Consider the following 25,385-nt stretch of genomic DNA (forward strand, 5'->3'; position numbering starts at 1 on the left):
AGCTAGAACGCGTGTTGCAGCTCCTGGCGCAGCGTGAGCGACGAATCGATGAGGCGTTGCGTGTACGGGTGCTGAGGGGCGCGGTAGACGGTTTCGGTGGGACCCGCCTCGACGATCTCCCCGGCCTGCATCACGATCACGGAGTCGCACAGGTGGCGCACAACGTTCAGATCGTGCGAGACGAAAACGAGGGTGAGCCCGTACTCATCCACAAGGTCAGCAAGCAGGTTGAGCACCTGAGCCCGCACGGACACGTCGAGCGCGCTCACGGGCTCATCCGCGACGACTACCTGCGGACGGCAGATCAGGGCGCGGGCGATCGAGATGCGCTGGCGCTGCCCGCCAGAGAACTGGTGCGGGTAGCGCTCTGCCGCCGAGGCGGGCAGCCCGACGGCCTCGAGCATCTCCGCGACCATGCGGGAGCGCTCGGCCGCGGTTTCGGAGCGGCCTCGCACCAGCAGCGGCTCGGCGATGATCTGCTCCACCGTCATGCGCGGGTCGAGCGAACCCATCGGGTCCTGGAACACGATCTGCAACTGCTGGCGCAGCTCCCTGAGCTGGTGCTCCTTCGCCCCCGCAACCTCGTTGCCGGCCACGATTGCGCTGCCCGACGTGGGCTGATCGAGGCCCGCAAGGATCCGGAGCAGGGTGGACTTGCCGGAGCCAGACTCGCCAACCACGCCGAGGCGACCGCCGCGCGGTACCTCGAAGGAGATGCCCTTGAGCGCGTGGACCTCGGGGGCGGGCTTGAACAGGCTCGTTTTGCCACGGGTGTACGTGCGGACAAGGTCCGTCACGCGCATCACGGTTTCGGGTGTCGTGGCGTTCTGATCCGGCACCGTGTCCTGCTCCGGCACTGTGTCCTGCTCCGACACCCTGTCCTGATCCGGCACCCTGTCCTGCTCCGACACCGCCGCAGCCGTAACGGCCGCGGCGGCTGCCTCAGCCGCGAGCTGTTCGCGTGTCGGGGGGATGTACTCCTTCGCGCTGGCGACAGTGAAGAGTCGGCCGTCCGCGTCGGTCGCGTCGAGGTCGCTCGCGGCGAGCAGGCCACGGGTGTACGGGTGCTGTGGCCGGGTGAAGACCTCCTCGGTGGTGCCCTCCTCAACCACGATGCCCTGATTCATGACAAGCACACGCGTGCACATGTTCGCGACCACGGCGAGGTCGTGGGTGATGAACAGGAGGCCGGTGTTGCGCTCCTTCACAAGTTCGAGGATCAGATCGAGCACCTGCCGCTGCACGGTGACGTCGAGCGCCGTGGTGGGCTCGTCACAGAGCAGCAGCGCAGGATCGTTGGCGAGCGCCATGGCAAGCATGACGCGCTGGCGTTGCCCGCCCGAGAGCTGGTGCGGGTATGCGCGGGCGGCCTGCGCGGGATCTGGGAGGTGCACGGCGTCGAGCATCTCGACGGCCCGGCGGTGCGCTTCGGCCTTCGACGGTGCCAGCTTGTGCACGAGCATGATCTCGGCAACCTGAGCCCCCACGCGCATGAGCGGGTTCAGAGCGGTCAACGGTTCCTGGAACACCATGGCGGCGTCGCGCCCTCGGACCCGCATGAGCTCGGACTCCGACGCCTCGAGCAGGTTGCCGCTCGGGGCACCCTCGCGCCCGGAATTGAGCTGCACGGAGCCCGTCGCGGACACCCCGGCGGGGAGCAAACCGAGCAAAGCGGTGGTGGTCATGGACTTGCCCGAGCCGGACTCGCCGATGAGGCCGATCCGCTCGCCGTGTGCCATGTGCAGCGTGAAATCGTGCACAAGGGTGCGGTGCGGGGTCGCGACGGTGAGCCCGTCGACGGCCAGCAACGGGGCGCTGCCGGTAGTGGGGTGAGTGATCGTGGTCATTAGCCGCGGCTCCCGTTCAGCTTCGGGTCGAATCGGTCACGGAGCCCGTCGCCGAGCAGGTTGAAACCCATCACAGCGATCGCGATGGCGATGCCGGGGATGATGGCGAGCAGCGGGTGGGTGCCCAGGAACTGCTGCGACTCCTGCAGCATGCGACCCCACGACGGGGTGGGCGGCGGGGTTCCGAGTCCGAGGAAGCTGAGGCCGGCCTCGGCGAGCACCGCGAGCGCGAACGACACGGAGCACTGCACCACAACGATGCCAATGATGTTGGGGAGCACGTGCCGCAGCGCGATCCGGAACCGGGACTGGCTTGACGCCCGGGCGGCGAGCACATACTCGGTGCTCATGACTTGCAGGGTGCCGGATCGGGCCACGCGGGCGAAGCCCGGAATCGTCGCGATGCCGATGGCGACCATCGCCGTCAGCGTTGACGCGCCGAACACAGCGCTAAACATGATGGCGAGCAGCAGCGCGGGGAACGCGAGGGCGATGTCGGAGCTGCGCATGATGACCTCTTCGATCCAGCCGCCCCGGATCCCGGCGATGATGCCGAGTGGGGTGCCGATGAGGATCGCGATGCCGACGGAGATGATGCCGACAAACAGGGTGATCCGCGCGCCGTAGAGCATTGCGGAGAATACGTCGCGGCCGTATTTGTCCGTGCCGAACCAGTGGGTGCCGCTGGGGCCCTGGAGCCTGTCGGCGGCGATGGCCTGCACCGGGTCATAGGGGGTCCACACGAAGGAGACGAGTGCGGCGACGGTGACGACACCGACGAGCACGAGGCCGATGATCAGTGTGGGGGAGAGTCGGCTGCGCTTTCGCGGCGCGCGGGGCGCGGAGATCGCGCTGGTGCGCGGGGCCTGCACCGGGGGCGTGGGAACGTTCTGCGTGGTCATGGTTACGCGCTCTTTCGCATCCGGGGGTCGACGATCGTGTAGAGCACGTCGACGACGAGGTTGAGGACCAGGGTGATGGCCACGAGCACCATCACGACGGACTGCACGGTCAGGAGATCGCGGTTGCCGACGGCGTCGAGCAGCATCGAGCCGAGGCCGGGGATCACGAACACGCGCTCGATGACAACTGCGCCGATGATGAGCGCCGCTATCTGCACACCCGTCACGGTGATAACGGGGATCGCGGCGTTGCGGAGGCCATGCTTTACGAGCGCGCCCATCTTGCTGAGCCCCTTAGCGCGCGCGGTGCGGAGGTAATCCTCGCTCATGATCTCGAGCACGGCGGAGCGGACGTAGCGGGTGAGGATCGCGCCCTGCACGGAGGCGAGCGCGAGCACCGGCAGGACCAGACGGCGCAGGAAGTCGCCGAAGTCCTCGCCCGGCGGCGTCCAGCCGCTCGCGGGCAGCCAGCCGAGGCCGACGGCGAACACGAGCACGAGCAGGATCGCGGCCAGGAAGCCGGGGACGGCGACGCCGAGCTGCGATCCGGCACCGATCACGACACCCGAAATGTTGCGGTGCTTCACCGCGGCCCAGGTGCCGAGGGGGATCGCGATTGCGAGCGCCACGATCATGGCGGCGATGACGAGGATCAAGCTCACCTGGAGCCGGTCGGTGACGAGCGGGCTGATGTCGGTGCGCGTCACATACGAGGTGCCGAAGTCGCCGCGCAGGAGGCCGCCGGCCCAGTCGAAGTACTGCACGATCAGGGGCTGATCCGTGCCGAACTCTTTTCGGGTCTGCTCGAGCAGTTCCGGGGTGGCGTTGACGCCGAGGGCGATCTGCGCGGGATCGCCGGGGATCAGCCGCATGAAGAGGAACACGACGACGGTCGCGACCAGATAGGTCACCACAAAGCGGGCGAGGTTAATCAGAATCCGTATGGCCATGCGTGGTCCTCGGGGGTTGAGAGAGGGAGTGCGGGCGCGAACCGGGGAGATTCGCGCCCGCGTCAATCAGTGGGCGGAGCCCGTTACTTCCAGCTGAGCTCGGTGAGGTCGAGCGCTTCGATGATGGCGTTCTCGGGGAGACCCTGCAGCTCGGCCTTGGCGACCGTGATGTTCGGGAACAGGAAGAGCACGCCGGAGGCGGCGTCGTCGACGATCTGCTCGGCGACCTGCTTCATGCCCGAGACGTAGCCCGCCTCGTCCGCAGCGTCGGCCTCGGCGGCGATCGGGGCGATCTTCGCGTTGTCGTAGCCGATGTAGTAGTTCGGGTCGTTGAACACCGTGAGCAGGTCGCGAGCCTCGGTGGCGAGCACCGTGGTCATCTGGTAGTTGTGCTTCGTGAACACCTCATCGAGCCAGACGGCGGGGAACTCCGAGCTCTTGATCGTCGCGGTGATGCCGACATCCTTGAGCTGGGAGACGACGATCTCGGACACGGCCTGCGCGTAGGGGCGGGTCGGCACGGTGTATTCGATGCTGAGGTTCTCCTGGCCGGCCTCCTTGAGGAGCGCCTTCGCCTTTTCCGGGTCGAACGGGTACCGGTCGTTCAGATCCTCGTAGTACGGATCAGTCGGGGTGGCGTAGGTTGCAACGAGCGAGCCGTAGCCGTTCCATGCGGTGTCGAGGATCGCCTGCTTGTCGAGCGCGTAGAGCACCGCCTGGCGCACCCGCACGTCGTCAAAGGGTGCGGCCTTGTTGTTCAGCGACAGGGAGATCTCGCCGCTCGAGGTGCCGGTCGTGACCGTAAAGGCATCGTCAGCTTCGAAGGTGTCGAGGAGCTCAGGGGCCTGCAGGTTTACGATCGCGTCGATGTCGCCGGTGCGGAGCGCGTTGGTCGTGGCGGTTGCGTCCGCGAAGTACTTCAACGTGACGGACTCGACGCCGGGAGCCTCACCCCAGTAGTCGTCGCGGGTGTCGAGCACGATCTTCTCGTTCGCGGTGAACGTCTCGACGGCGTAGGGGCCGGTGCCCACGGGGGCGTTCGCGAGATCAGACACGGCGTCCGAGGAGAAGATTGCGCCCACCGGCGTGGCGAGGCTGAACAGCCACGCGTTCGAGGGCTGCGTCAGGGTCACGGCAACCTCGGTGTCCGAGATCACGTCCACGCTTGCGACAACGTCCATCTTCGCTTTCAGGCTCGACACCCAGTCGGTCTTGACACGGTCGAAGCTGAACTTCACGTCGTCCGCGGTAAACGCGTCACCGTTCGAGAACGTGACGCCCTCTTCGAGCGTGAAGGTGTAGGTCTTGCGGTCGTCGCTCACGGTCCAGCTCTTCGCGAGCAGCGGCTGGATCTCGCCGGCCTGGTCGAGCTGCACGAGGCCCTCGTAGACGTTCGACATCATTGCCTGCGGGATCGCGGATCCCGCCGTTGTCGTGAAGTCGAGGTTGACCGGTGCGCCCGTGAGGGCGATTGTCGCGGTTGTCGGCGTGGTGCCGGATCCGCCAGAGCTGCTGCCAGCGGAGCCCGCGGAGCAGCCCGCGAGGGCGAGCGTGCCCGCGGCGATGAGTGCCGCGGTGAGGGTCAAGGAGTTCCTGCGTCGCATCATTGCTTCCTGTTCGAGGGTAGGGCGTTGGCGTTCGGGCCGCGGCTCGGTCATACAGTGGAACAAGCGGGGTGTGCCTGTCTCCGTGATCTTGTGGGTGGGTACACCCGGTACGGTAATCATCCTTGATATGTCATGCGATCACGGGGTTCGAACCAGGATACATGGTAAGGCCACTGCGCGGGGACTAGACTGAGGACAATTCCGGCACCGCCCGGGAATAGCGCGAGGACGAGCCGTTCCCACCCCGTGTCCGCCCCAGCAGGAAAGGCTCTCAGTTGACGAACACCCACAGCTTTTCGCCCGCGGTTCCCGTGCACACCTACCAGCGCATCGTCGAGCAGATCGAAGACGCGATCCTCTCTGGCGAAATTGCCATTGGGTCCCAGCTCGCGAGCGAGCGTGACCTGATGGTGCAGTTCAGTGTGAGCCGTCCCACCGTACGTGAAGCACTCCGTGTGCTGCAGTCGATGGGGCTGATCGAGTCACGTCCGGGAACGCGCGGCGGACCCCAAGTACTTGCGCCCTCCTCGAAGACGCTGGGGCGTTCCTTCCGCACAATGATCGGCACCGACGCGCTGAGTGTCTCCGAGCTTGTGCAGTACCGCGTCATCCTTGAAGGATCGGCGTCGAAACTCGCCGCGCTCAGCCACACCCCGGAGCAGCTCGACCGCATGCGCCTCGCCGTTGAGCGCATGCAGGCCGCCGCCGATACCAATGCGGAGGACTTCGCCTCGGCCGATCTTGAGTTTCACGAGGCGGTCTGGGCCGCGAGCGGCAACCAGATCCTCGAGATGAGTGGACAAGCTGTCTCCGGGGTACTGCGCGGCATGATGCAGCGCGACGCCGAGGGCGAGCACCACGACAACCGCGTGAAGCTTGCCTCCGCGGAAATCGACCGCGGCCTCTTCGATGCGATCGCCGCGCGGGACGCCCAGGCCGCGGGCAAGATCGCCCGCGGCGCGGTCGCCGAGCGCTTTGGTCCCCTCCTCGCGCCCGCCGAGCGCGCGGCCCTCGAGCTGCTCGCAGAGTAGCCGGGCAGCGTTAGCTTTGGCGGCGCCGCCCCGCGGCGATCGCGAGGGCGCCGCAGGCGAGTGCTGTCGCGAGCGCGAACACCGTCACCGCGTTTGTGAGCCCGAGTCGCTCCACCAGTAGCCCGAGTGAGATCACGGGCAGAGCGCTTCCCAGGTAGGTGACCGTGTAGATCGCACTGACTGTCGAGGCATGGTGATCCGGATCGACCGCAGCGGTTGCCGCAGTGAACGCGGCCTGAAACGCGACGCCTTGGCCCATGCCCGCCGCGAGGCTCGCGGCGACGAGCAGCGCCGGGCTGCTGGTGACGCCAGCGGCGGCGAGGCCACACAGCGCGAGCGCGAGCGCGCCGAGCCCAACGGGGAGCCGCCACGCGCCCCGGAGCGGCAGCAATTGGGTGAGTGCAGAGGCCCCGAGAGTGAGGGCAGCGAGGAGTCCGATGAGGGGACGCGAGTCCGTGCCCACGATGCCCGCGAAGTGCGAGGGTGCGAGGGAGAGACAGAAGCCAAACACCGTGAAGCTGAGGAAGCCAGTGGCTGCGGCGATGCGGAATGCGCGCAGGGCTTCGGGGGACTGCCGACCCCGGCCCCGGTCCATGCGCGGGACTCGCGGCGGGGCATCGGCGAGCGCGATGGGCGCCGAGAATCGGGCCGGCCGGCACAGCTCGTGCGGGGCGATGATCAGGATTGCGGGGATCAGGGTAGCGAGTGCGATCGCGAGGGTCACAAACGGTGTCGTGAGCGGTGCCGCGCCCTGCGAGAGCGCGCCGCCGATGATTGGGCCGGCTGCTACCCCGCCTGAGCTTGCGAGGAGCGTGAGCCGCCCGACGAGCGCCGGTCGGCCCGGGAGCAGGGCGCGGAGTGCGCCCGAGGCGGTGCCGGTGGCGCAGGCGATGGCGGCACCCTGGGCAGCGCGGGCGAGGCAGAACCAGCCGAGGCTTGGTGCGAACGCGAGCGCAAGAGTTCCCAGCGCGGTGACCGCGAGTGCAGTGACGAGTACCGTGCGCCGGTTCACGGTGTCCGCGAATCGGCGGAACACGATGAGGCCGACGATGAGGCTCAAGACATAACTCGAAAATGCGAGCGTCGTGCCGAGCGCGGTGATGTCGAGCCGGAGTTCCAAGAGGGGGAACAGGGGAGTGGCGAGGTTCGCGCTGACAAGGAGCGTGAAGAGTGTCAGGGCGGTCAGTGCGATGCGTGTGCGGGGGCGGACCTGGGCCGGGGTGGCGACCTGGGCGAGGGTGGGGTGCTCGTGGGTACGGGCGACGCTCATGGCGTTCTCCTTGGGTGGGCGTGCCCTTGTGGGGCGTAACCATCCGCGTCCGCCGGGTGTGGCGGGTGCGGTGCTCCTGCTGAGTATACGGACGCACTGACCGCGTCCCAGAACACAATTGAGTCAGGATCGCGCGATCCGCGCAAGCGCGAGTGTCTCAATTGTGCAATATGATGGGTGGAGTAGTCATTAACCCATCAGAAAGCGTGCAAAATGAGCGATCTTGACGCGACCGACCGGCGGATTCTCCGCGAGCTCGACCATGACGCGCGGATGCCGACCGCGATGGTTGCCCAGCGGCTGGGGCTGGCCCGCGGCACCGTCCAGGCGCGCCTCGAAAAGCTTGCGGGCTCGGGTGCGCTGCGCGCTCACAGCGCCCGCGTTTCGCCCGCTGCGCTGGGCCGCCCCGTGGGGGCAAGCGTGCAGGTCGAACTGGACCAGCACCTGATCACGGAAGCGATTGCCGCGCTTGCTGATATCCCCGAAGTGCTGGAGTGCTTCGCCCCGGCTGGCAGCACGGATCTGTTGCTGCGCGTTGTCGCGAAAGACCCGGACGACCTCTACCGGGTGAGTGAGGAGATTCGACTGTGCCCCGGGATCAACCGAACCTCGACAAGCTTGTTCCTGCGCGAGGTGATTCCCTACCGCGTGACGGGTCTGCTGGGCCTGCGGGACTAGCCGATGCGGGAGCGGTCCACGACGCGACCCCCACCGAGTGTGATGCCGCGCAGAAACCCCGCACCCCAGCTGAGGTGCATGGTGATGAGCGTGGCACCGGTGAGAATCCGGTCTGTGATCCCGCGCTGATCCGGGATCCGCGCGACAGCGAACAGGATCCCGAGTAGATACAGGGCGGCGGGGGCGAGCAGGATCGGCCAGGCCGAAGCCCAGGGCAGCACTCCGCTCACCAGAAGGATTAAGGCGATGACGCTCACCGCGATTCCAAGTACCAGCGCGCCGGGGGCAAAGAAACGCCACGGGTTCGCGCGGCCGTAGCGGCGCACAAGCACCGCGCGCCACGTCCCGGTCGCAAAGAACTGCCGAGCGAGGTCGCCGAGACTCGCCCGCGGCCAATACGTCACTCCGAGGGCCGGCTCGAACCACACGGTAAAGCCCGCGCGCCTGATCCGGAGGTTGAGTTCCCAGTCCTCGCCGCGCAGGATCGTGGGGTCGTAGCCGCCGACAGCCTCAATTGCCTCGCGCCGGAAGATGCCGAGATACGCGGACTCGGCCTCCCCGGCAACGCCGTCGCCGTGATAGGCGCCGCCGCCGAGACCAAAGGGGCTGTTGTAGCCCCGGGCAATGGCCCGCTGCACGCTTCCGCGGCCCGCGGCCCGCATGATCCCGCCGACATTTGCTGCCCCCGTGCGCGCGAGCGCCGCGATCCCGAGCCGGGTGTAGTCCGGGGTCAGCTCTGAGTGCGCGTCCACCCGGATGATCACCGGGTGGCGGCTCGCCGCGATTGCGTGGTTGAGTCCAGCGGGGATGTCACGCTCGGGGTTCGCGACGAGGCGCACGCGCGGGTCCTCCGCCGCGAGCCGTTCCGCAATTGCGTCGCTCGCGTCCGTGGACGGGCCGAGCGCCAGCACGATCTCTTTTTCGCCCGCGTAGTCCTGGGCAAGGATCGTTCGCACCGCTGACTCAAGGAAGCCCTCCTCATTCAACACGGGCATCACAAAGCTCACGGCGGGGCGTTCGGGGAGAGGAGGCAACTGCACGCCTCGATCCTCCCACACGCGCTCTGGGTCCTCCCGACTGTGCGGCGCTATCCTGGAGGGATGCAACTGGCGAAGGATACGAAGCGCGCGGTCAAGCTGGCAAAGCGCGTACTCAAGGGGCGTCGCGCGTACTTCGAACTCCGTACGATGCTGGAGGCGCGTGGTCCGCTTTCCGAGCAGCGCTACCGGGTCGGTGTGTACTTCGCCGACAGCGACGTCAACATCTATCAGATGCGGCAGTGGTACGCCCCGCTGCAGGAGCTTTCGAAGACACACCCGGTCCTCGTGCTCTCCCGGAACGCGGCCGGTGCGCGTCAGCTCATGCGCGAGAGCGGTCTCGACGTCGCCTTCGCGCAGAAGGTGACGGATCTTGAGCGCGTCATCGAACAGCAGCCGCTCGACGTGATTCTCTACGTCAACCAGAACACGCGTAACTTCCAGATGATGCGGTACGGCCAGCGGTGGCACGTCTTCGTGAATCACGGGGAGAGCGACAAGATGTATATGACGAGCAACCAACACAAGGCGTACGACTACGCGTTTGTCGCCGGCGATGCGGCCCGCGCGCGCTTGAGCGCTGCACTCTGGGACTACGACGTTGAGGCTCGGACCATCGCAATCGGGCGCCCGCAGGCGGATCATCTGGACGGGGTGCCGCCGTTTGCGCCCGACGAGCGTACCGTTGTGTTCTACGCCCCGACCTGGGAAGGTGACCGCCCGGCCGCGAGCTACGGCTCCGTCGCCTCACACGGTGAGCGCCTGGTCGCCGCGCTGCTTGCCTCGGGGCGACACCGTGTTGTCTACCGGCCGCACCCCCGCAGCGGTGTCGTGGACCCAGACTTTGGGGCCGCCAACGAGCGGATCATCGCCGCGATCGCCGAGGCCAATCGTGTCGATCCCGCTGCGCAGCACGTGTACGACGAGTCGCCCGTGCTTGGTTGGCAGCTGTCACTCCCGGACCTCGCGATCTGTGATATTTCCGCGATGGTCTACGACAGGCTCGCCACAGGCAAGCCGCTGATGGTGACCCGACCCGCCTCGCCCGATGCCGCGGTGGACGAGGATGGGTACCTGAGCGTCTGTGAGTGGCTCTCCGTGGGGGAGCTCGACGACACCGTCGCGGTCACCGACCGCGTGATCCGGGATGATGCCGCGCGCGAGCGGCTCGGCACCTGGTCGCAGCGATACTTCGGAGACACGGCGCCTGGCGCGCCGACGCGTCGTTTCCACGAGGCTATCGAGGAGCTGCTCAGCCGTGCCGATACTTGGCGGGCTCGCGGCTAATTGTTTCGCGCTGACGACTCGTCGGTGGCGCTGGGACGCGGTTACTCCGCCGGATGGTCGGCGTTGTAGCGGTCCACAACCTCGTCGATGGGTCCGTCGAGCACGAGTCGACCGCCGTTGAGGTAGAGCCCCCGGGTGCAGAAGCGACGCAGATCCCGCTCATTGTGGGACACGAGGAACAGCGTTTTGCCCTCGGCGAGCAGCTGCTCGATCCGGCGGTAGCACTTTGCGCGGAACGCTTTGTCGCCCACCGCGAGCACCTCGTCCACGAGCAGCACTGGCTCGTCGAGCTGCGAGATCACGGAAAACGCGACGCGTACCTTCATCCCGCTGGAGAGGTGCTTGAACGGCGTATCGATCACATCTTCGGCCCCCGCAAACTCGATGATCGAGTCAAAGCGTGCCGAGATCTCCTGTTTGCTCAATCCGTGAAGGCCGCCGGTGAGTTGCACGTTGTCACGCACGGTGAGGTCGCCGACAAAGCCGCCCGTGATCTCGATGAGTGGCGCAACGCCACCGTGCACGGTGACATGCCCCTCATCAGGGAAAAGGACGCGTGCCACGAGCTTCAGGAGCGTGGATTTCCCTTGACCGTTGCGGCCGACGACGCCGATCGCCTCGCCCGGCACAACCGTGAACGAGACGTCTCGGAGTGCCCAGAACTCGCCCCGGCGGGTGCGCCGCGCGCGGCTCGCGAACAGGTCCTTGAAGCTGCGGCGCGAGCCGCGATTGCGGCGAAACCGCACGCCGAGTCCGGATGCGGTGATCAGTGGTTCCGCGGTGTGGTCTGTCACGTCACAACTCCTTCAAGACGCCACCGATGGTGCGTCGGAACACAAGCACGCCGACTCCAAGGAGTACCAGCGTCATGATCGCGGATGCTCCTACGAGCGTCCAGTTCAGTTGGTCTGGGAAGAACCCGGCCCGGAACAGCGCAAAGATCCCCGAGAGGGGATTGAGCCACGCGAGCGGCTGCGCAAACGCCGGGAGGTCGGCGGCACCGTAGATGATCGGGGACGCGTAGAACGCGACACGGATGATCAACTTCACGGCCCGCTCGAGATCCCGGAAGAACACAACGAGGGGTGCCACGATCAGCCCAATACCGAGGATCAGCGCGGCGAGCATGATCACCGCGAGCGGGAAGAGGAGGAGACCCCAGCCCACCTTCGCGCCCGAGAAGATGGCAAACGCCACGAGCACGGGGAGACTCAGGAGAAACTCAACGCCCTTCGAGCACACGATCCGGCCCACCCAGATCCAGTGGGGAAGGGCGACCGAGCGCACGAGCTTTACGTCTCGGAGGAACGCGCGCGTCGAGTCGGACACGGCGCCCGTAAACCATACCCACGGCAGCAGAGCGGTCAGCAGGAACACGATGTAGGGAGACTCGCCCACCGAACGCGTGAACACCTGAGTAAAAACGAACCAGTAGATCAGGCTCATCAGGAGCGGGTCCAGGATCGACCACAGGTATCCCAAGAGTGAGGTGGAGTACCGCACCTTCAGGTCACGACGGGTGAGGAGCCACAGAGATGACCACGCGCTTGAGCGCTGCGATCTGGATGCGGAAGTCACACCGCTATTCTGCCGGTTTCTGTGATTCCCGGCGCGCATACGCTCCGAACGCAAGTATTTGATAAATTAGACGGTGTGCCGTCCGTAACCCCCTCAGCCGTGCCCGATTCCGAGCCACACGAGAGCTCGCCGTCGAGCGTCCCGGTTTCCGAGGGTGACCTCGGAACCGCCTCGAGTGGAACCTCCCGCGTGCGACCCAGTCGCGCCGCCGGGGCACCGGTCCCGCCCGTGACGCCTCGCGCCGACGCCCCGCAGCCCTCACCTGTGCCGACCCCCGAAGCCGAGGTGGTGCCCGAAGCGGCACCCGCGGTTGCGCCTGAGCCGGTTGCCCAGCCGGCTCCGGAATCGCTTTCGACGCCCGAGCCTGTCGCCGAGCCGACGCGGGCAGCGGAGCCGGCGCCGTCACCCGAGTCGACGCCGGAGCCCACCGCAGCACCACGTACCGGCCGGATCCAGGTGCCGGTGCCCTCGGTGGTGCGTGCGCGTGAGCGCGGCCGCCTCGCCGAACAGAACCCGGTGGTGCTGCGCACCGAGATGCTCACAAAGACGTATGGTTCGGTGATTGCCGCCAACGAGGTCTCGATCGAGGTCCATGCGGGCTCCTTCACCGGTGTTGTCGGCCCGAACGGTGCCGGTAAGACGACCACGCTCTCGATGATCAGCGGGCTGTTGCGCCCCACCTCCGGGCGCGTGTCCGTGAGTGGCGTCGATGTGTGGACCGATGGTCCCGCGGCCAAGCGACTCATCGGTTCGCTGCCGGATCGGCTGCGCCTGTTCGATCGCCTCACCGGCGCGCAGTTGCTGTACTACTCGGGCGTGCTGCACGGTGTGGATGAGGCTGCGGTGGCCCAGCGCTCCTCGGAGCTCGCTGTTGCGTTCGGTCTGGAATCCGCGCTCGGACGCCTCGTGTCCGACTATTCAGCGGGCATGCAGAAGAAGATTGCGCTCGCTTGTGCGATGATTCACGCTCCCGAGGTCCTGGTGCTCGACGAACCGTTCGAGACGATCGACCCGGTGTCCGCGGCAAACGTGACCGAGATTCTTGAAAAGTACGTGGCCGGCGGTGGCAGCGTCGTGATGTCGAGCCACAGCCTGGACCTGATCCAGCGCGTCTGCGACCACGTCTCCATCATCGTGGACGGCAGCGTCATTGCGCAGGGCACGGTCGACGCGGTCCGCGACGGTTTGAGCCTGGAAGAGCGCTTCACGCAGCTCACCGGCATGAGTGATACACAGAAGGGCCTGGAATGGCTGCACGGCTCCTCCGAATCCGCCTAGCGCTGCTCGGCGGCGCATTTCGGGGGTCGTTCGGACGTGGGCTGCGCACCGCGCTGCTGTTCGTGCTCCTGGGTGCCGTCGCGGTGCTCGCCGCCGCGCTTCCCGCAGTGTTGATCGCGAATCCCGCTGACCGTGCGATCGTGGACACCGGTTTCGGTGCGATCGTGCTGGCCGCGGTGTTCGCCGTGCCGTTCTTTGCCCACCGCGGCCATCTGGAACCGCGCCAGTTCGGTCAGGTTCCGGCCTCGCCCGCCTCGATTGGCAGCGCGTTGCTCGTGACAACCGTCGCGAGTTGGCCGTTCCTGTTGCTCGCGGTGTGGCTCATTGCGCTCGGCGTGCTGCGCCCGGAGTGGGGCGATCCCGCGTGGCTCGCTCCCGTCGCGCTTGTGCTCGCCGCGGTGCTCGCGGTGTGCAGCGCTCGTGTCACCTCCGCGCTCGCGAAGCTCATTGTGGGGGATCGCTACGAGGGGCTCGTCCGCACGATCGGTGCTGTGCTGCTGGTGGCGCTGCTGCCGCTCATCGTGTTCGCGATCGCTGCCGCGGCCGGAGTCGACGGGTTCTCCGCGGTTTCGGACTTCTCTGAGGTGCTGGGCTGGACCCCGTTTGGGGCACCGTTCGCGGCGCTCGCGCTCGCTGCCGATCCCGCTGCCGCCATGCTGCGGCTCGCAATTGTCGGTGCCGCAATCGTGCTGCTCGTGATTGTGTGGAGCGTGGTTGTCGGGTCGTCCCTGCGCCGCGTGGCGCGTCCGCTGGATCCGGGCGTGGCCCGCAGCGGCCTCGGCTGGTTCGAGCGGTTCCCCGCCCGCCCGGCGCCCGCCATCGCTGCCCGGCTCCTGACGTACTGGTCGCGGGATCCGCGCTACCGCGTCGCGCTGTTTGCGATCCCGATTGCCCCGATCTTCATGCTTGTCGCCTTCTGGGTCGCTGGCGCGCCCCTGGGGCCGCTCGCGCTCGTACCGCTTCCGGTGATTCTGCTCTTGCTGGGCTGGTCGCAGCACAACGATGTTGCGATGGACTCCACCGCGATCTGGGAGCACGTGGCAAGCGGGACCCGAGGTGCCGCGGACCGCGCGGGGCGGCTCGCTCCCGTGCTGCTGTTCGGTGTGCCGCTCGCGCTCATCGGTTCCAGCGTGACCGTGACGCTCATGGGTGACTGGCGGGTTCTGCCGGCAGTGATCGGCATGAATCTCGGAGTGCTCTTTGTCTCGAACGCGGTCTCGAGCGTGTTCTCGGTGCTGATGCCATACCCCGCAACGCGGCCGGGCGACAGCCCCTTTGTGCAGCCGCAGTGGTCGGGATCTGGCTCGGGTCTTGCTCAGACTCTCTCGATGATCGCGGCGATCGCGCTCGCGGTGCCGCCCGTCTGGGTCTCCGTAGTGGCGATTATCGATGTTGAGCTCGGCGAGAACCTCTGGGCTTTGCTCTTCGGTGCAGGGTACGGGCTGCTGGTGTTGGTGCTCGGGATCTTCGTGGGCGGCCGGGTCTTCGATCGCAGTGGGCCCGAGCTGATCGGCGTCACCCAGGTATTCGACTAGGAGCGGTTTCCCGGGGACGGGGGTAGAATCGTCTCATGGGAATCTTTACGCGTGGTGACTCACACAGTTCCGGTACGACCGGCGGCGGCACCGATGTGCTGGACCGGGAACTCGAGAAGCTCCTCGAGGACGCTCAGATCGAGGACGGTGACCACGAGCGCTTTTCGCACTACGTTCCCAAGGACAAGATCATGGAGTCCGCGCTGAGCGGCAAGGCCGTGCGTGCGCTCTGCGGCAAGAAGTGGACGCCCTCCAGGGATCCCGAGAAGTTCCCGGTGTGCCCGGACTGCAAGAAGGTCTACGAGCGCATGAAGAAGTAGCGCGAGACGTGACACACAACAGCCGAGGGGCGGGGCTCAGGCCCCGCCCCTCGGCTGTTGTGTGTTGTGTGTTGCCTAGCGGTACTCGGTGGGGATCGCGGGATCGCCTCGAGTGAGGCTCATTGCCACTGGCGGCAATTCGCTCACGCGCAGACGGTGCCGTTCGCGTGCGGCGGCGATGCCGTCGGTGCCGGTGTGGCCGGGCTGAATCTCGCCGGCGATGACCAGCGGTTCGAGGACCTCCCGACCGCTCTCTTCCGCGCCTTCGGTCTCGCCCCCGGGGCCATCGCCCAGGAAGATCAGTTCGGCGTTCGCAACGCCGCGTGTGGTGAAGCTGCGACGTACACTCTTGCGCCCTCCGACGGAGGCCTTGTCGGCAGATTTCTTTGCGACCGACACCCAGTTGCCCGCATCGTCCTCGTGGGCGACGAGCTTGTAGACCATCCCCATTGTCGGGGTGCCGGATCCGACGACCACGGAGGTGCCCACCCCGAAACTGTCCACGGGGGATGCGGCGAGGGCGGCGACAGTGTATTCGTCGAGATCGTTGGTCACCGTGATCCGGGTGCGTGTGGCACCGAGTTCGTCGAGGAGCTGGCGCACTCGGGCGACGACGATCGGCAGGTCGCCGGAGTCGATGCGGACGGCCCCAAGCTCGGTGCCCGCAACCTCGACCGCGGTGCGCACACCCTGTTCGATGTCGTAGGTGTCGACAAGCAGGGTGGTGTCCGCCCCCAGAGCCGCGACTTGAGCCTCGAACGCCTGGCGCTCGCTGTCGTGCAGCAGCGTGAAACTGTGCGCGGCGGTTCCCATCGTGGGGATCCCATAGCTGCGGCCGGCTTCAAGGTTTGAGGTGGCGCTAAAGCCCGCAATGTAGGCGGCACGGGCCGCCGCGACGGCGCTGTACTCGCCGGTGCGGCGGGAACCCATCTCCGCGAGCGGCTTTCCGCCCGCGGCGTGCGCCATGCGGGAAGCCGCCGTCGCAACTGCGGAGTCCGCGTTGAGGATGCTGAGCGCGAGCGTTTCGAGGAGGACGCCCTCCGCGAAGCTGGCCTCGACGGTGATCAGGGGTGACCCCGGGAAGAACACCTCTCCTTCGGGGTAGCCCCAGATGTTGCCGCTGAAGCGGTAGTCGGCGAGCCAGTCGAGCGTGCGGTCAGTGACGATCCGGTTGTCGCGGAGAAACCCGAGCTCCGCATCGGTGAAGCGGAACCGTTCGATTGCGTCGAGGAGGCGGCCGGTGCCGGCGACGACGCCGTAGCGGCGAGCCCCGGAGAGCCGGCGCGCGAAGAGTTCGAAGACGCTCTGACGGTGCGCGGTGCCGGCGTGTAGCGCGGCATCCACCATCGTGAGTTCATAGTGGTCGGTGAGCAATGCCGTTGAGGTGGTCACATCGCCAGCATAGTATGCGGGTTCTGGTTCCTGAGCGGGATTAGTGGAAGTCGCGTGATCCCACGCTGGCGGGGGCCGCGAGCGGCTCGAAGGTGTGCGCGACGACGTTGACCACGCCCTCGGGTGAGCGTTCGAGGAGGCCGCGCACGATGAGTGCGGGGGAGGCCCGCGCGACGAGCCGGTTGCGCTGCCACACCTGTGCGAAGGTGACGATGTTGACGGTGCCCGCCTCGTCCTCGAGCGTGAGGAACGTGATGCCGCCCGCGGTGCTCGGTCGCTGGCGGTGGGTGACGAGGCCGGCGACTGTGACCACGGTGCCGGGGGTGCCGTGGCCTGTGCGGTCGGAACGGAGCACACCGCGCCCGTCGAGTTCGTCGCGGAGCAGCGCGAGGGGGTGGTCGTTGGTGACGATTCCTGTGCTCCACAGGTCGAGTGCGGTCTGCTCGGAGCGGCTGAGCACGGGGAGCAGCGGGGGTTGCACGTGGACGGCGATCCCGGGGAGGAAACGTTCGCGGTTGTCCGCGGCAGGGGCGGCTGCCCAGAGTGCTTCGCGACGCCCCACCCCGAAGCTCTCGCAGGCACCCGCTGTGGCGAGCGCTTCGAGGCGACTGCGGTCGAGATCCGCGCGGCGCGCGAGGTCAGCGAGGTCCACAAACGGGCCATCGGCGCGGGCACGGACGATGCGCTCAGCGGTGGCGGGCTCGATCCCGCGCACTTCGGAGAGTCCCAGCCGCACCGCGAAGCCGCCGTCGCGACGGTGTGCGCCGCTTGTGTCGGGCAGGCTTGGCTCGAACGGAGGCACCTGGACGGTGGCCTCGTGCGGGGCGAGTGAGCGGACCGGATCGTCGGCGGTGCACGCGGCGTGTTCGGGATGGCTGGATGCGGATACGGATCCGGATCCGGCGCGGGTGGGCGCGACGTCCACCGCTTCGAGGCCCGCGAACACTCCCGAGCGCTGCACGTCTACGGCTCGGATCTCGACGCCGTGGCGGCGGGCGTCGGCGACGAGGGTGCGCGGCGCGTAGAACCCCATCGGCTGGGATCGAAGCAGGCCGGCGAGGAACGCGCCGGGGTAGTGCAGTTTGAACCAGGAACTGATGTAGACAAGCAGGGCGAAGCTGATGGAGTGACTCTCCGCGAAGCCAAAACTCGCGAAGGCTTCGATCTGGGAGTAGAGGTGGGTCGCGTCTTCGCCGGTGATCCCGTTCTCCGCCATGCCCGTAAACAGTTTCTCTTTGAGGGCGGTGATGCGCTCCTCACCGCGCTTGGAGCCCATCGCGCGGCGGAGCAGGTCGGCGTCTTCCGCGGAGCAGCCGCCGACCGCCATCGCCATCTGCATGAGCTGTTCCTGGAACAGCGGCACGCCCAGCGTCCGTTTCAGTACGTCCTCGAGTTTGGGGTGCGGGTAGGTGACGGGCTCATCACCGTTGCGGCGCCGGAGATACGGGTGCACGGCCCCGCCCTGAATGGGGCCGGGCCGGATCAGCGCGATCTCGATGACAAGGTCGTAGAAGCTGCGGGGCCTGAGGCGCGGGAGGGTGTTGAGCTGTGCCCGGCTCTCGAGCTGGAACACTCCGATGGCGTCGGCGCGGCAGAGCATGTCGTAGACACCGGGTTCTTCTTTGGGGACGGTCTCGAGCGTCCAACGCTCCCCGGTTGCCTCCGCGATCAGGTCCATTGTCTTTTGAAGTGCGCTGAGCATGCCGAGGCCGAGCATGTCGAACTTCACGAGCCCCATGCTCTCGCAGGACTCCTTGTCCCACTGGAGCACCGTGCGGCGGTCCATGCGGGCGTGCTCGATGGGGCAGACCTCGCCGACCGGGCGCTCGGTCAAGACCATCCCGCCCGAGTGGATTCCCAGGTGGCGGGGGGCACCGAGGAACTGTTGCGCGAGGTGCTGCACGGGCAGCGGGATCGGGCTTTCCGGGTCCGCTTCAATGGCGCGCCACCGCTCCATCGCCTTGGTCCAAGCGCGCTGCTGCCCGGCGCTGTAGCCGAGCGCCTTTGCCGCATCCCGGATCGCGGCCTTGGGGCGGTAGCTGATGATGTTCGCAACCTGCGCCGCGTTGCGCCGACCGTAGGTCTCGTAGACGTACTGGATGACCTCCTCGCGGCGCTCCGAATCGAAGTCAACATCGATGTCGGGCTCCTCGTCGCGCATGCTCGAGAGGAACCGCTCGAAGGGGAGTCCGTAGCGGATCGAGTCCACCGCGGTGATTTCTAAGACGTAGCAGATCGCCGAATTTGCCGCCGAGCCGCGGCCCTGACAGAGGATCCCGCGTCGCCGGGCCTCTTGCACGATGTCGTACACGATGAGGAAGTAGCCAGGGAAATCCTTCTCCTCGATGACCTCGAGCTCGCGCTCGATGCGGGTCCGAATCGCCTCGGTGAGGGCGCCGTAGCGTCGCTCCGCGCCGGCCCACGCGAGCTCCCGGAGCCAGGTCATGGGTGTGTGGCCCGTGGGCACGGGCAGCCTGGGAAGCTTGGGGCGGGCCGAGCGCAGGGAGAACGCGAGTTCGCGCGCGAGAGGGACGGTACGGGCAACCGCGTCAGGATACGCGGCGAAGCGCCGCAGCTGTGCCGCCCCGGAGCGCAAGCGCGCGGCTCCGGTGGCGGGAAGGTAAGGATCGAGTTCGTCGAGGCTGCGCCGGGCGCGCACCGCCGCCATCGCCTCGGCGAGGGGTGCCTGGGCTGCGGTGGCGTAGTGCACGTTCCCGGTGACAAGCGTGGGCAGCCCGAACTCTGCCGCGAGCTGGGCGAGCTGGGCGTTGCGCAGATCGTCGCCCGGGTGGCCGTGCTGGGTCAGCTCGACATAGGTGTTGTCCGTGCCGAAGCGCTCGGTGAGGCGGCGCAGCTCCGCGCGTGCGTGTTCCTCGCCTGCGGCGCGGGTGGGTGCGGCGTCAAGCGCTTGCCGCACCGCTCCCTTGCGGCAGCCGGTCAGGATGGCCCAGTGCTCACGGCCGAGCTCCGCGAGCATATCGAGGTCGTAGCTCGGACGCCCCTTCTCGCCGCCGGTGAGCTGTCCCTCGGTGATCGCGCCAGCGAGTCGGTGATAACCCTCCGCGCCGCGGGCGAGAACAAGCAGGTGCGTGCCTGTGGGATCTGCCGCTCCGAGCTGGGGCACGTCGAGTCCAAGCGAGAGCTCCGCCCCGTACACAGTGAGGAGCGGTGCGGGGGCTGCGGCTGTGTGTTCCGCCGCGGCTGTGTATTCCGTCGCGGCTGTGTGTTCCGTCGCGGCTGCGCGTTCCGCCGCGGCACGGGTCGCGGCTTCCGCAGCTTCCGCGAACACCGCCGCGCCGTAGAAACCGTCGTGATCGGTGAGGGCGAGGCCGTTCAGCCCGAGCCGCGTTGCTTCCGCGACGAGCTCCTCCGGGGTGGCCGAACCATCGAGGAAACTGAAGTGGGAGTGGGCGTGCAGCTCGGCGTAGGGCACTGTGGGGATGGGGTTCGACTCCGCCGGTTGTGCCGGGGTGGTTGCTCGTGGGCTCGGCTGCGCGTCGGGCTGGGTACTCGGCCCCGCGCCGTCCGGCCGCTGCGTGGCGGGTCGGCCCGAGAGGCGGCGCTCCATTTCGCGCCAGGGGAGCGGCGGGTTGTTCCAGCCCATTAGTCGTATCTCCCCTCCGCGAACCACGCGCCGTGCTCGTAGGACAGCAGCCAGGCATCGCCGCCCGCAAGCTGCAACTGCAGTCGGATTCGCTCGGGGGCACCCTCCCACCAGCGTTCTCGGAGCGGCCAGGGGTGTGACCAGTCTTGGACTGGCTGGGGGAACCGGGTGCGAGCCACCTGGAGTTGCGCGGGAGGCGCGGTGAGGAGGTCCTCTGCGTCGACGCCGATGAGGGTGCCGCGCGCATCGCGCAGCTCAGCGGGGAACGGTTCGGGAAACACGCGGCTCGGGATGGCACCCGTGAGCGCCCCCGGCCAGGGGCCCGCGGCTGAGGAACGGGACGAGCGCGACTCCCGGGTGCGCACCCGTGTCGTGCCCCACGGCACGAGGCGTTGCCTGTCGGTCAGGCGGCGGCCCCCGGTGAGCTGCATAGTGCCGACAGCGGCGTGCCCCAGGCGAGTCTGGGCGCGACTGAGGTGGTGATGTACGCGTTCTTCAGGCTCGGTGCTCCACAGTCCCGGCTCGTGCGCGGCGGCGCGGTCGGTGTGCGTGGGGGTGATTCTGATCTGCGTGACCCCGGCCCCACCGCGCTCGCCAGTCTGTGGCAACGCGGAGGCCTGCCACCGGATCCGGCCGACGGTGTCGTTCGCGGTAAAGCGGTGCGGGTGCGCCCATTCCCGTTCGTGACGCACGCCGATATCGTCGGTGAGTTCAATGCGGAGCGCGGTGCAGACAAGGCGTTCCTCCGCGAGCCCCGCGATGAAGCGTTCGGCGAGAGTGACGCAGGCGAACGCCAGCTGATCCGCGGAGTCGAGGGGTGGCTCGAATGTGAGGTCAACGGCGAACTCGCGTACTGGGGGGCGCGGGCGCAGCTCGATTCCGTGGACCGGGCCGGAGGCGGTGGCGCGGCGGTGGGTGGCCACGCCGGCCGCCCCAAATCGTTCCCTGACGGCGCTCTCGGGAAGCGCGGCGAGGGCGCCGAGCGTGCGGATCCCGAGCCCCTGCAGTACCTCCGCAAAGTCGCCGGGTGCCGCGCGCCCCACGGGGAGCGGGCTCAGGAACGCTGCGGAGCCGCCCGGGGCCACGATCTGCACCCCGAATCTTGGGGAGTGGGTCGCCGGAGCGGTTCCCGTGGTGCGTGCCGCCTGTTCCGCGGTGAACAGGCCGTCCGCGATGCCCACGCGCAGCTCAGGCAGCCCGAGCGTGCGCGCCAGTTCGAGGAGGGCGGCGGCGGCAGGTTCCTCGCCGCCGTAGAACCGGGCGGGGCCGCGCGCCCGCATCGCGCATACCCCGGGCCGGCGCGATTCGACACCGGGGATGAGCTGTTCGATCGCGGCGATGACGGGTGCAAAGCGGCGCTCGTCGACCTCGGGGATGTGGGGGCGAAGGATGAGGTCTGGGCAGCGCATTTGGGCCTCGCGTTCGCGGAGCCCGATCCGGACTCCCTCAGCGCGGGCCGCCGCCGAGCAGGCGATCACGCGGTGCCCGGCAATTAAGGCGATCGCCGGGGCACTGGGGGTTGTTGCCGCAACTGGCTCCGCGACCGTATCCGCACCCTCAGCGTCGGTCTGATCCTGCAGATATGCGTGGATAGGCCAGTCAGGAATCCACGCAACCAGCGCACGTTCTGCGGTGCTCATGAGCCCACCAGTGTCAGCGGGTACGGGGGCCCGGCGATGGCGGGCGCGTGCGAAGCCGGCTGCGCAGGAGCGAGGGCTCCGTCGGCAAAGTGCACGCGATGCTCGGTGATCCCGCGCCGGTCATGTGACTGCACCGACAGCTCCCGCTCCGACAGAGCGCCGTGGCCTTGACCGAGCCCGGACCAGCGCGAACCCGTCACACGGAGGGCGCTTTCCGGATGGGGCCAGTCGCCCGTGACCACCAATGCGGATCCGTGTTCGCGCAGCCGTGCAGCGATGCGCTCGGTGTCCCCGGAACGCGGCCGAACCGGAATGTGGAGCAGGACCACGGTGAGGACCTCACTGAGCGCCCCGGTGAGCCCGATCGCCTCAGCGCCGGGCTCGGGAATGAGGACGCAGCGATCCAGCGCAATGCCCAGTGCGGCCGCGGCCTCGGCACCGAAGTCCGGGATGCCGATCACCCCGCACCAAGCCCCCGCGGCAGAAGCGGCGGTGAGGAGCGCGAGGGCGAGCTGTTGTGAGCCCTGCACTGTGTAGCTGGACCCTTTTCGAAGTGCGCCGCCGGGGAGGAGTGGGCGCAGTTCGGGGGCCGTCGGGAGCGCGCGATCGTCGAGTCGCAGCGGCTGCATCTGGGTGATGCGTTGCTGCAACGAGCGAACCGTCGCGGAAGAATTCATGGAGCCATATTCGAACATATGTTCGAATAAGTCAATCTCGATTCCGCCGGTGTGTTGGCGGTGCGCTGAAGGGGTTACTGTGGGTGCCGCCGCGGGAAACGCGGGGGGTCCAGCTCGCCGCGTCGAGACGGCATAGGATGGGGGAGATGAACGAGGACGAGCTTGATGATTATGAACGCGACGCGGAGCTGTCGCTGTTCCGTGAGTACCGCGACATCGCGAGTCAGTTCCGCTATGTCGTAGAGACGGAGCGCCGGTTCTACCTGGCGAATGAGGTCGATCTGCAGCGGCGCGACGCCGGCAGTGATTTCTACTTCGAGCTGACGATGAGCGACGTGTGGGTGTGGGATGTGTATCGCGCTGACCGTTTCGTGAAGTCGGTGCGTGTGCTCACGTTCAAGGACGTCAATGTCGAGGAGCTGTCCGCGCGCGAGTTCTCACTCCCGCAGGAGTTGGCGCTCGACGAGTAGCGGGATCGGTGTGGCAGGATGAGCACATGAAACTCGCCGAAGCGTTGCTTGAGCGCTCTGACCTGCACAAACGCGCGGATACCCTGCGCGCTCGCGTCCTCATGAACGCGAGCTATCAGGAGGGTGAGGAGCCCGCGGAGAACGCGCAGGCGCTGCTCGACGAGTGCGTCGCTGTGCTGCGCGAGCTTGAGCAGCTGATCACGCAGATCAACCTCGCGAACGCGAGCGCGGTCACCGCTGATGGGCGCACACTCACGGAGGTCCTCGCCGCGCGGGAGACGCTCCGAGCTGAGCACAGCCTCCTCACACAAGCCGCCGACGCCGCTGGGGGATCCCGCGTGCCGCGCCAGTTGCGGAGCGAACTCCGACAGCTTTCGGCGCTCGCGGTCCCGGAACTGCGTCGGCAGGCCGACGCAGTCGCCGTGCGCTTGCGCGAGGTCGATAGCCTGATCCAGCGCATGAACTGGGAGGTCGACATTCCCCACGCATGAACGCTGAGTCGGTAGACGACTTGGGGCGAGCACACGCCGTGGCCGGCGGTGAAACCGGCCAGACATTCGACGCGGTGGGCAGCGTCTTGACCGAACGGTCATCACACCTCAGCCCCGTACCTGGCACAGGTCACCGCGCACACAGGATGAATGATTACCACGTGCTGACCAACCGTCGAGGGCGGGTACGGGGACCTCAGCGTTCTCTCTGGGTGCGATGATCCGTGTGGGTGTCGGCGTTTTGTGCCGTTGAGTGGGGGAGTGGTGGGAGATTCTCGGGGTACTTCCTAGCCTGAAACCACGCAGTGTGGGGGATTCAGCGGCAAAGGAGCACGATGAATTCTCGAGGATCCCTGAGGGCATGGCCGCGTCGGTGGCGGGCAGCAGGAGCGGGGCTTGCGCTGACCGCGACGGTGATCGCCTTGGCGGGCTGCGCCGGCGGAGGCGGTGGGAACACGATCAAAATCGGGTTCATTTCCCCGATAACCGGGGCATACGCGGGCTTCAGCGATGGTGATCCCTACATGCTGTCCGTGGTGCGGGAACAGTTTGCCGACGGCATCGAGATCAACGGCGAGACCTATCAGGTCGAGATCCTCGACCGAGATTCCGGATCCGACCCCGCGAAAGCTGGTGAACTTGCCCAGCAGCTGATCACCGGGGACCAGGTCGATCTGATGATGGCGACGGCCACTCCGGAGACGGTCAACCCGGTCGTCGCACAGTGCGAAGCGAACGCGACTCCCTGCCTTACCGCGATCGCCCCCTGGCAAGCGGTGGTGTACGGTGCCGGCTTCACCGAGGAGAACCCGATGAAATGGAGCCATCACTTCTTCTTCGGGGTTGAAGGATTCGGGGAGGTGGAGCGACAGGCGTGGGAGCAGATCGAGACGAACAAACGTGTGGGCGTGCTGTGGCCCAATGACGCAGACGGTGGGGCATTCCGGGACCCCGACGGAGGATACGCCCAATTCGCCGAAGAGTTCGGGTACACCATTGTCGATCCGGGCCCCTACGAGAACGGGACGCAGGACTTTACCTCGGTCATTCAGACGTTCAAAGATCAGGACGTTGAGATCATCGCGGGAATTCCCGTCCCACCAGATTTTGTGACCTTCTGGACTCAGTCCGCGCAACAAGGCTTCAGCCCCAAAGCGGCGACGATCGGGAAGGCATTGTTCTTCCCCGCGACCGTTCCCTCGATCCCCAACGATCTGGGCGTGGGGTTGGGATTCACGACCTGGTGGGGGCCGACGTTCCCGTACGAGTCTTCTTTCGGTGGGATGACCCCCCAAGAATGGATCGACGGCTTCGAAGCGAGCCCGGAGGGCGAAGGGTTGACCTGGAATCAGGCGACCCCCGAGAATGTCGCACTGTTTGAGCTGGCTCAGGCAGCGCTCCAAGCCGTTGACGACCCGCGAGACAAGGGAGCGTTGAACGAGGCAATCGCGGATCTCAATATGATGACGCTGGCGGGCCAGGTGGACTTTACTGACGGGCCGTTCCCGGGAATTGCTGTGATCCCCACCGCGGTGGGGCAGTGGCAGAAAACCCCCGATGATGATTGGGAATGGGTAGTGGTAGACAACGGGACTATCCCGGACCTTCCTGTCGATCGTCCGTTTGAGCCGCTGCCCTAATGATCGTGGGAAGCAGGCTTCGTACCCGCGGTATTTCGCGGAGTACAGCAGAGCCATCAGCGTCGCTCCTTGAAGTACGGAGCATTCGGAAAACTTTTGGGGCTGTGCAGGTGCTCAGCGAGGTGAGTTTCGCGGTGGAACGGGGGGGAAG

Annotated in this window: 21 protein-coding genes; 9 read left to right on the forward strand and 12 right to left on the reverse strand. The window is 67.2% G+C overall.

All coding sequences use genetic code 11. The annotated features are described in order from the left end of the window. Positions 1 to 2: 2 nt before the first annotated feature. From FM113_RS03420 to FM113_RS03435, 4 genes are all read right to left on the reverse strand, one after another. On the reverse strand, positions 3 to 1,847 hold the full coding sequence (locus FM113_RS03420; protein WP_087011523.1) for an ABC transporter ATP-binding protein: 1,845 nt from the start codon (positions 1,845 to 1,847) through the stop codon (positions 3 to 5). After that, positions 1,847 to 2,749: an ABC transporter permease gene (locus FM113_RS03425; RefSeq protein ID WP_087011525.1), complete on the reverse strand. Its 903-nt coding sequence runs from the start codon at positions 2,747 to 2,749 to the stop codon at positions 1,847 to 1,849. Before FM113_RS03425 ends, FM113_RS03420 begins: the two co-directional genes overlap by 1 nt. Positions 2,750 to 2,751: 2 nt before the next feature. After that, positions 2,752 to 3,699, reverse strand: a complete 948-nt coding sequence (locus tag FM113_RS03430) for an ABC transporter permease (RefSeq protein ID WP_087011527.1) — start codon at positions 3,697 to 3,699, stop codon at positions 2,752 to 2,754. Between the two features lie 83 nt (positions 3,700 to 3,782). Beyond that, complete coding sequence (locus FM113_RS03435; RefSeq protein ID WP_087011529.1) at positions 3,783 to 5,306, reverse strand: ABC transporter substrate-binding protein; 1,524 nt, start codon at positions 5,304 to 5,306, stop codon at positions 3,783 to 3,785. 275 nt (positions 5,307 to 5,581) lie between these two features. Here FM113_RS03435 and FM113_RS03440 point away from each other — a divergent pair, with 275 nt between their 5' ends. Next, complete coding sequence (locus tag FM113_RS03440; RefSeq protein ID WP_087011531.1) at positions 5,582 to 6,337, forward strand: FadR/GntR family transcriptional regulator; 756 nt, start codon at positions 5,582 to 5,584, stop codon at positions 6,335 to 6,337. Between the two features lie 10 nt (positions 6,338 to 6,347). Here the strand turns inward: FM113_RS03440 and FM113_RS03445 are convergent, their stop codons facing one another. After that, the gene (locus FM113_RS03445) at positions 6,348 to 7,607 is read right to left on the reverse strand and encodes an MFS transporter (protein WP_087011533.1); all 1,260 of its coding nucleotides are present in this window, start codon (positions 7,605 to 7,607) and stop codon (positions 6,348 to 6,350) included. Positions 7,608 to 7,820: 213 nt separating this feature from the next. Between FM113_RS03445 and FM113_RS03450 the strand changes: the two genes are divergently transcribed. Next, a complete protein-coding gene (locus FM113_RS03450; RefSeq protein ID WP_087011535.1) occupies positions 7,821 to 8,285 on the forward strand; it encodes an Lrp/AsnC family transcriptional regulator in 465 nt (154 codons plus the stop codon). Here FM113_RS03450 and FM113_RS03455 read toward each other — a convergent pair. Continuing rightward, positions 8,282 to 9,325 carry a glycosyltransferase family 2 protein gene (locus tag FM113_RS03455; protein ID WP_087011537.1) on the reverse strand — a complete coding sequence of 348 codons (1,044 nt, stop codon included), beginning with the start codon at positions 9,323 to 9,325 and terminating at the stop codon, positions 8,282 to 8,284. The two genes, FM113_RS03450 and FM113_RS03455, sit on opposite strands and share 4 nt — an antisense overlap. 60 nt (positions 9,326 to 9,385) lie before the next feature. Here FM113_RS03455 and FM113_RS03460 point away from each other — a divergent pair, with 60 nt between their 5' ends. Beyond that, positions 9,386 to 10,609, forward strand: a complete 1,224-nt coding sequence (locus FM113_RS03460) for a hypothetical protein (protein WP_087011539.1) — start codon at positions 9,386 to 9,388, stop codon at positions 10,607 to 10,609. A gap of 41 nt (positions 10,610 to 10,650) precedes the next feature. Here the strand turns inward: FM113_RS03460 and FM113_RS03465 are convergent, their stop codons facing one another. Continuing rightward, positions 10,651 to 11,403 carry an ABC transporter ATP-binding protein gene (locus FM113_RS03465; RefSeq protein ID WP_087011541.1) on the reverse strand — a complete coding sequence of 251 codons (753 nt, stop codon included), beginning with the start codon at positions 11,401 to 11,403 and terminating at the stop codon, positions 10,651 to 10,653. A 1-nt stretch (position 11,404) separates the two neighbouring features. Beyond that, positions 11,405 to 12,187 (reverse strand): ABC transporter permease, encoded by a 783-nt coding sequence (locus FM113_RS03470; protein WP_254908847.1) that lies wholly within the window; start codon positions 12,185 to 12,187, stop codon positions 11,405 to 11,407. A gap of 189 nt (positions 12,188 to 12,376) precedes the next feature. Between FM113_RS03470 and FM113_RS03475 the strand changes: the two genes are divergently transcribed. Genes FM113_RS03475 through FM113_RS03485 form a run of 3 tightly spaced genes read left to right on the forward strand, consistent with a single transcriptional unit; the run spans position 12,377 to position 15,320 of the window. Then, positions 12,377 to 13,465 carry an ABC transporter ATP-binding protein gene (locus FM113_RS03475; RefSeq protein WP_176387063.1) on the forward strand — a complete coding sequence of 363 codons (1,089 nt, stop codon included), beginning with the start codon at positions 12,377 to 12,379 and terminating at the stop codon, positions 13,463 to 13,465. Continuing rightward, on the forward strand, positions 13,435 to 15,000 hold the full coding sequence (locus FM113_RS03480; RefSeq protein ID WP_087011548.1) for a hypothetical protein: 1,566 nt from the start codon (positions 13,435 to 13,437) through the stop codon (positions 14,998 to 15,000). Before FM113_RS03475 ends, FM113_RS03480 begins: the two co-directional genes overlap by 31 nt. 35 nt (positions 15,001 to 15,035) lie before the next feature. Then, entirely contained in the window at positions 15,036 to 15,320 is a 285-nt protein-coding gene (locus FM113_RS03485) for a DUF3039 domain-containing protein (RefSeq protein ID WP_087011550.1), read from the forward strand. Between the two features lie 75 nt (positions 15,321 to 15,395). Here FM113_RS03485 and FM113_RS03490 read toward each other — a convergent pair whose 3' ends face one another. From FM113_RS03490 to FM113_RS03505, 4 genes are read right to left on the reverse strand one after another with little or no spacing between them, the layout of a single operon-like run. After that, positions 15,396 to 16,712, reverse strand: a complete 1,317-nt coding sequence (locus tag FM113_RS03490) for a nicotinate phosphoribosyltransferase (RefSeq protein WP_087011552.1) — start codon at positions 16,710 to 16,712, stop codon at positions 15,396 to 15,398. A gap of 40 nt (positions 16,713 to 16,752) precedes the next feature. After that, entirely contained in the window at positions 16,753 to 20,316 is a 3,564-nt protein-coding gene (locus tag FM113_RS03495) for an error-prone DNA polymerase (RefSeq protein ID WP_087011555.1), read from the reverse strand. Beyond that, complete coding sequence (locus FM113_RS03500; RefSeq protein WP_087011557.1) at positions 20,316 to 21,956, reverse strand: DNA polymerase Y family protein; 1,641 nt, start codon at positions 21,954 to 21,956, stop codon at positions 20,316 to 20,318. The genes FM113_RS03495 and FM113_RS03500 overlap by 1 nt, the downstream gene beginning before the upstream one ends. Beyond that, positions 21,953 to 22,633, reverse strand: a complete 681-nt coding sequence (locus FM113_RS03505; RefSeq protein WP_176387064.1) for a hypothetical protein — start codon at positions 22,631 to 22,633, stop codon at positions 21,953 to 21,955. Before FM113_RS03505 ends, FM113_RS03500 begins: the two co-directional genes overlap by 4 nt. 146 nt (positions 22,634 to 22,779) lie before the next feature. Between FM113_RS03505 and FM113_RS03510 the strand changes: the two genes are divergently transcribed. The 3 genes from FM113_RS03510 to FM113_RS03520 all read left to right on the forward strand — a co-directional run bounded on the left by FM113_RS03510 (position 22,780) and on the right by FM113_RS03520 (position 25,234). Then, positions 22,780 to 23,103 (forward strand): DUF2469 domain-containing protein, encoded by a 324-nt coding sequence (locus FM113_RS03510; protein ID WP_087011559.1) that lies wholly within the window; start codon positions 22,780 to 22,782, stop codon positions 23,101 to 23,103. A gap of 26 nt (positions 23,104 to 23,129) precedes the next feature. Continuing rightward, positions 23,130 to 23,594: a DIP1984 family protein gene (locus tag FM113_RS03515; protein WP_087011561.1), complete on the forward strand. Its 465-nt coding sequence runs from the start codon at positions 23,130 to 23,132 to the stop codon at positions 23,592 to 23,594. Between the two features lie 335 nt (positions 23,595 to 23,929). Continuing rightward, on the forward strand, positions 23,930 to 25,234 hold the full coding sequence (locus FM113_RS03520; protein ID WP_087011563.1) for an ABC transporter substrate-binding protein: 1,305 nt from the start codon (positions 23,930 to 23,932) through the stop codon (positions 25,232 to 25,234). Positions 25,235 to 25,385 lie beyond the last annotated feature (151 nt).

Origin of the sequence: Leucobacter sp. 7(1) (assembly GCF_900163635.1) — a bacterium.
Classification (GTDB): domain Bacteria; phylum Actinomycetota; class Actinomycetes; order Actinomycetales; family Microbacteriaceae; genus Leucobacter.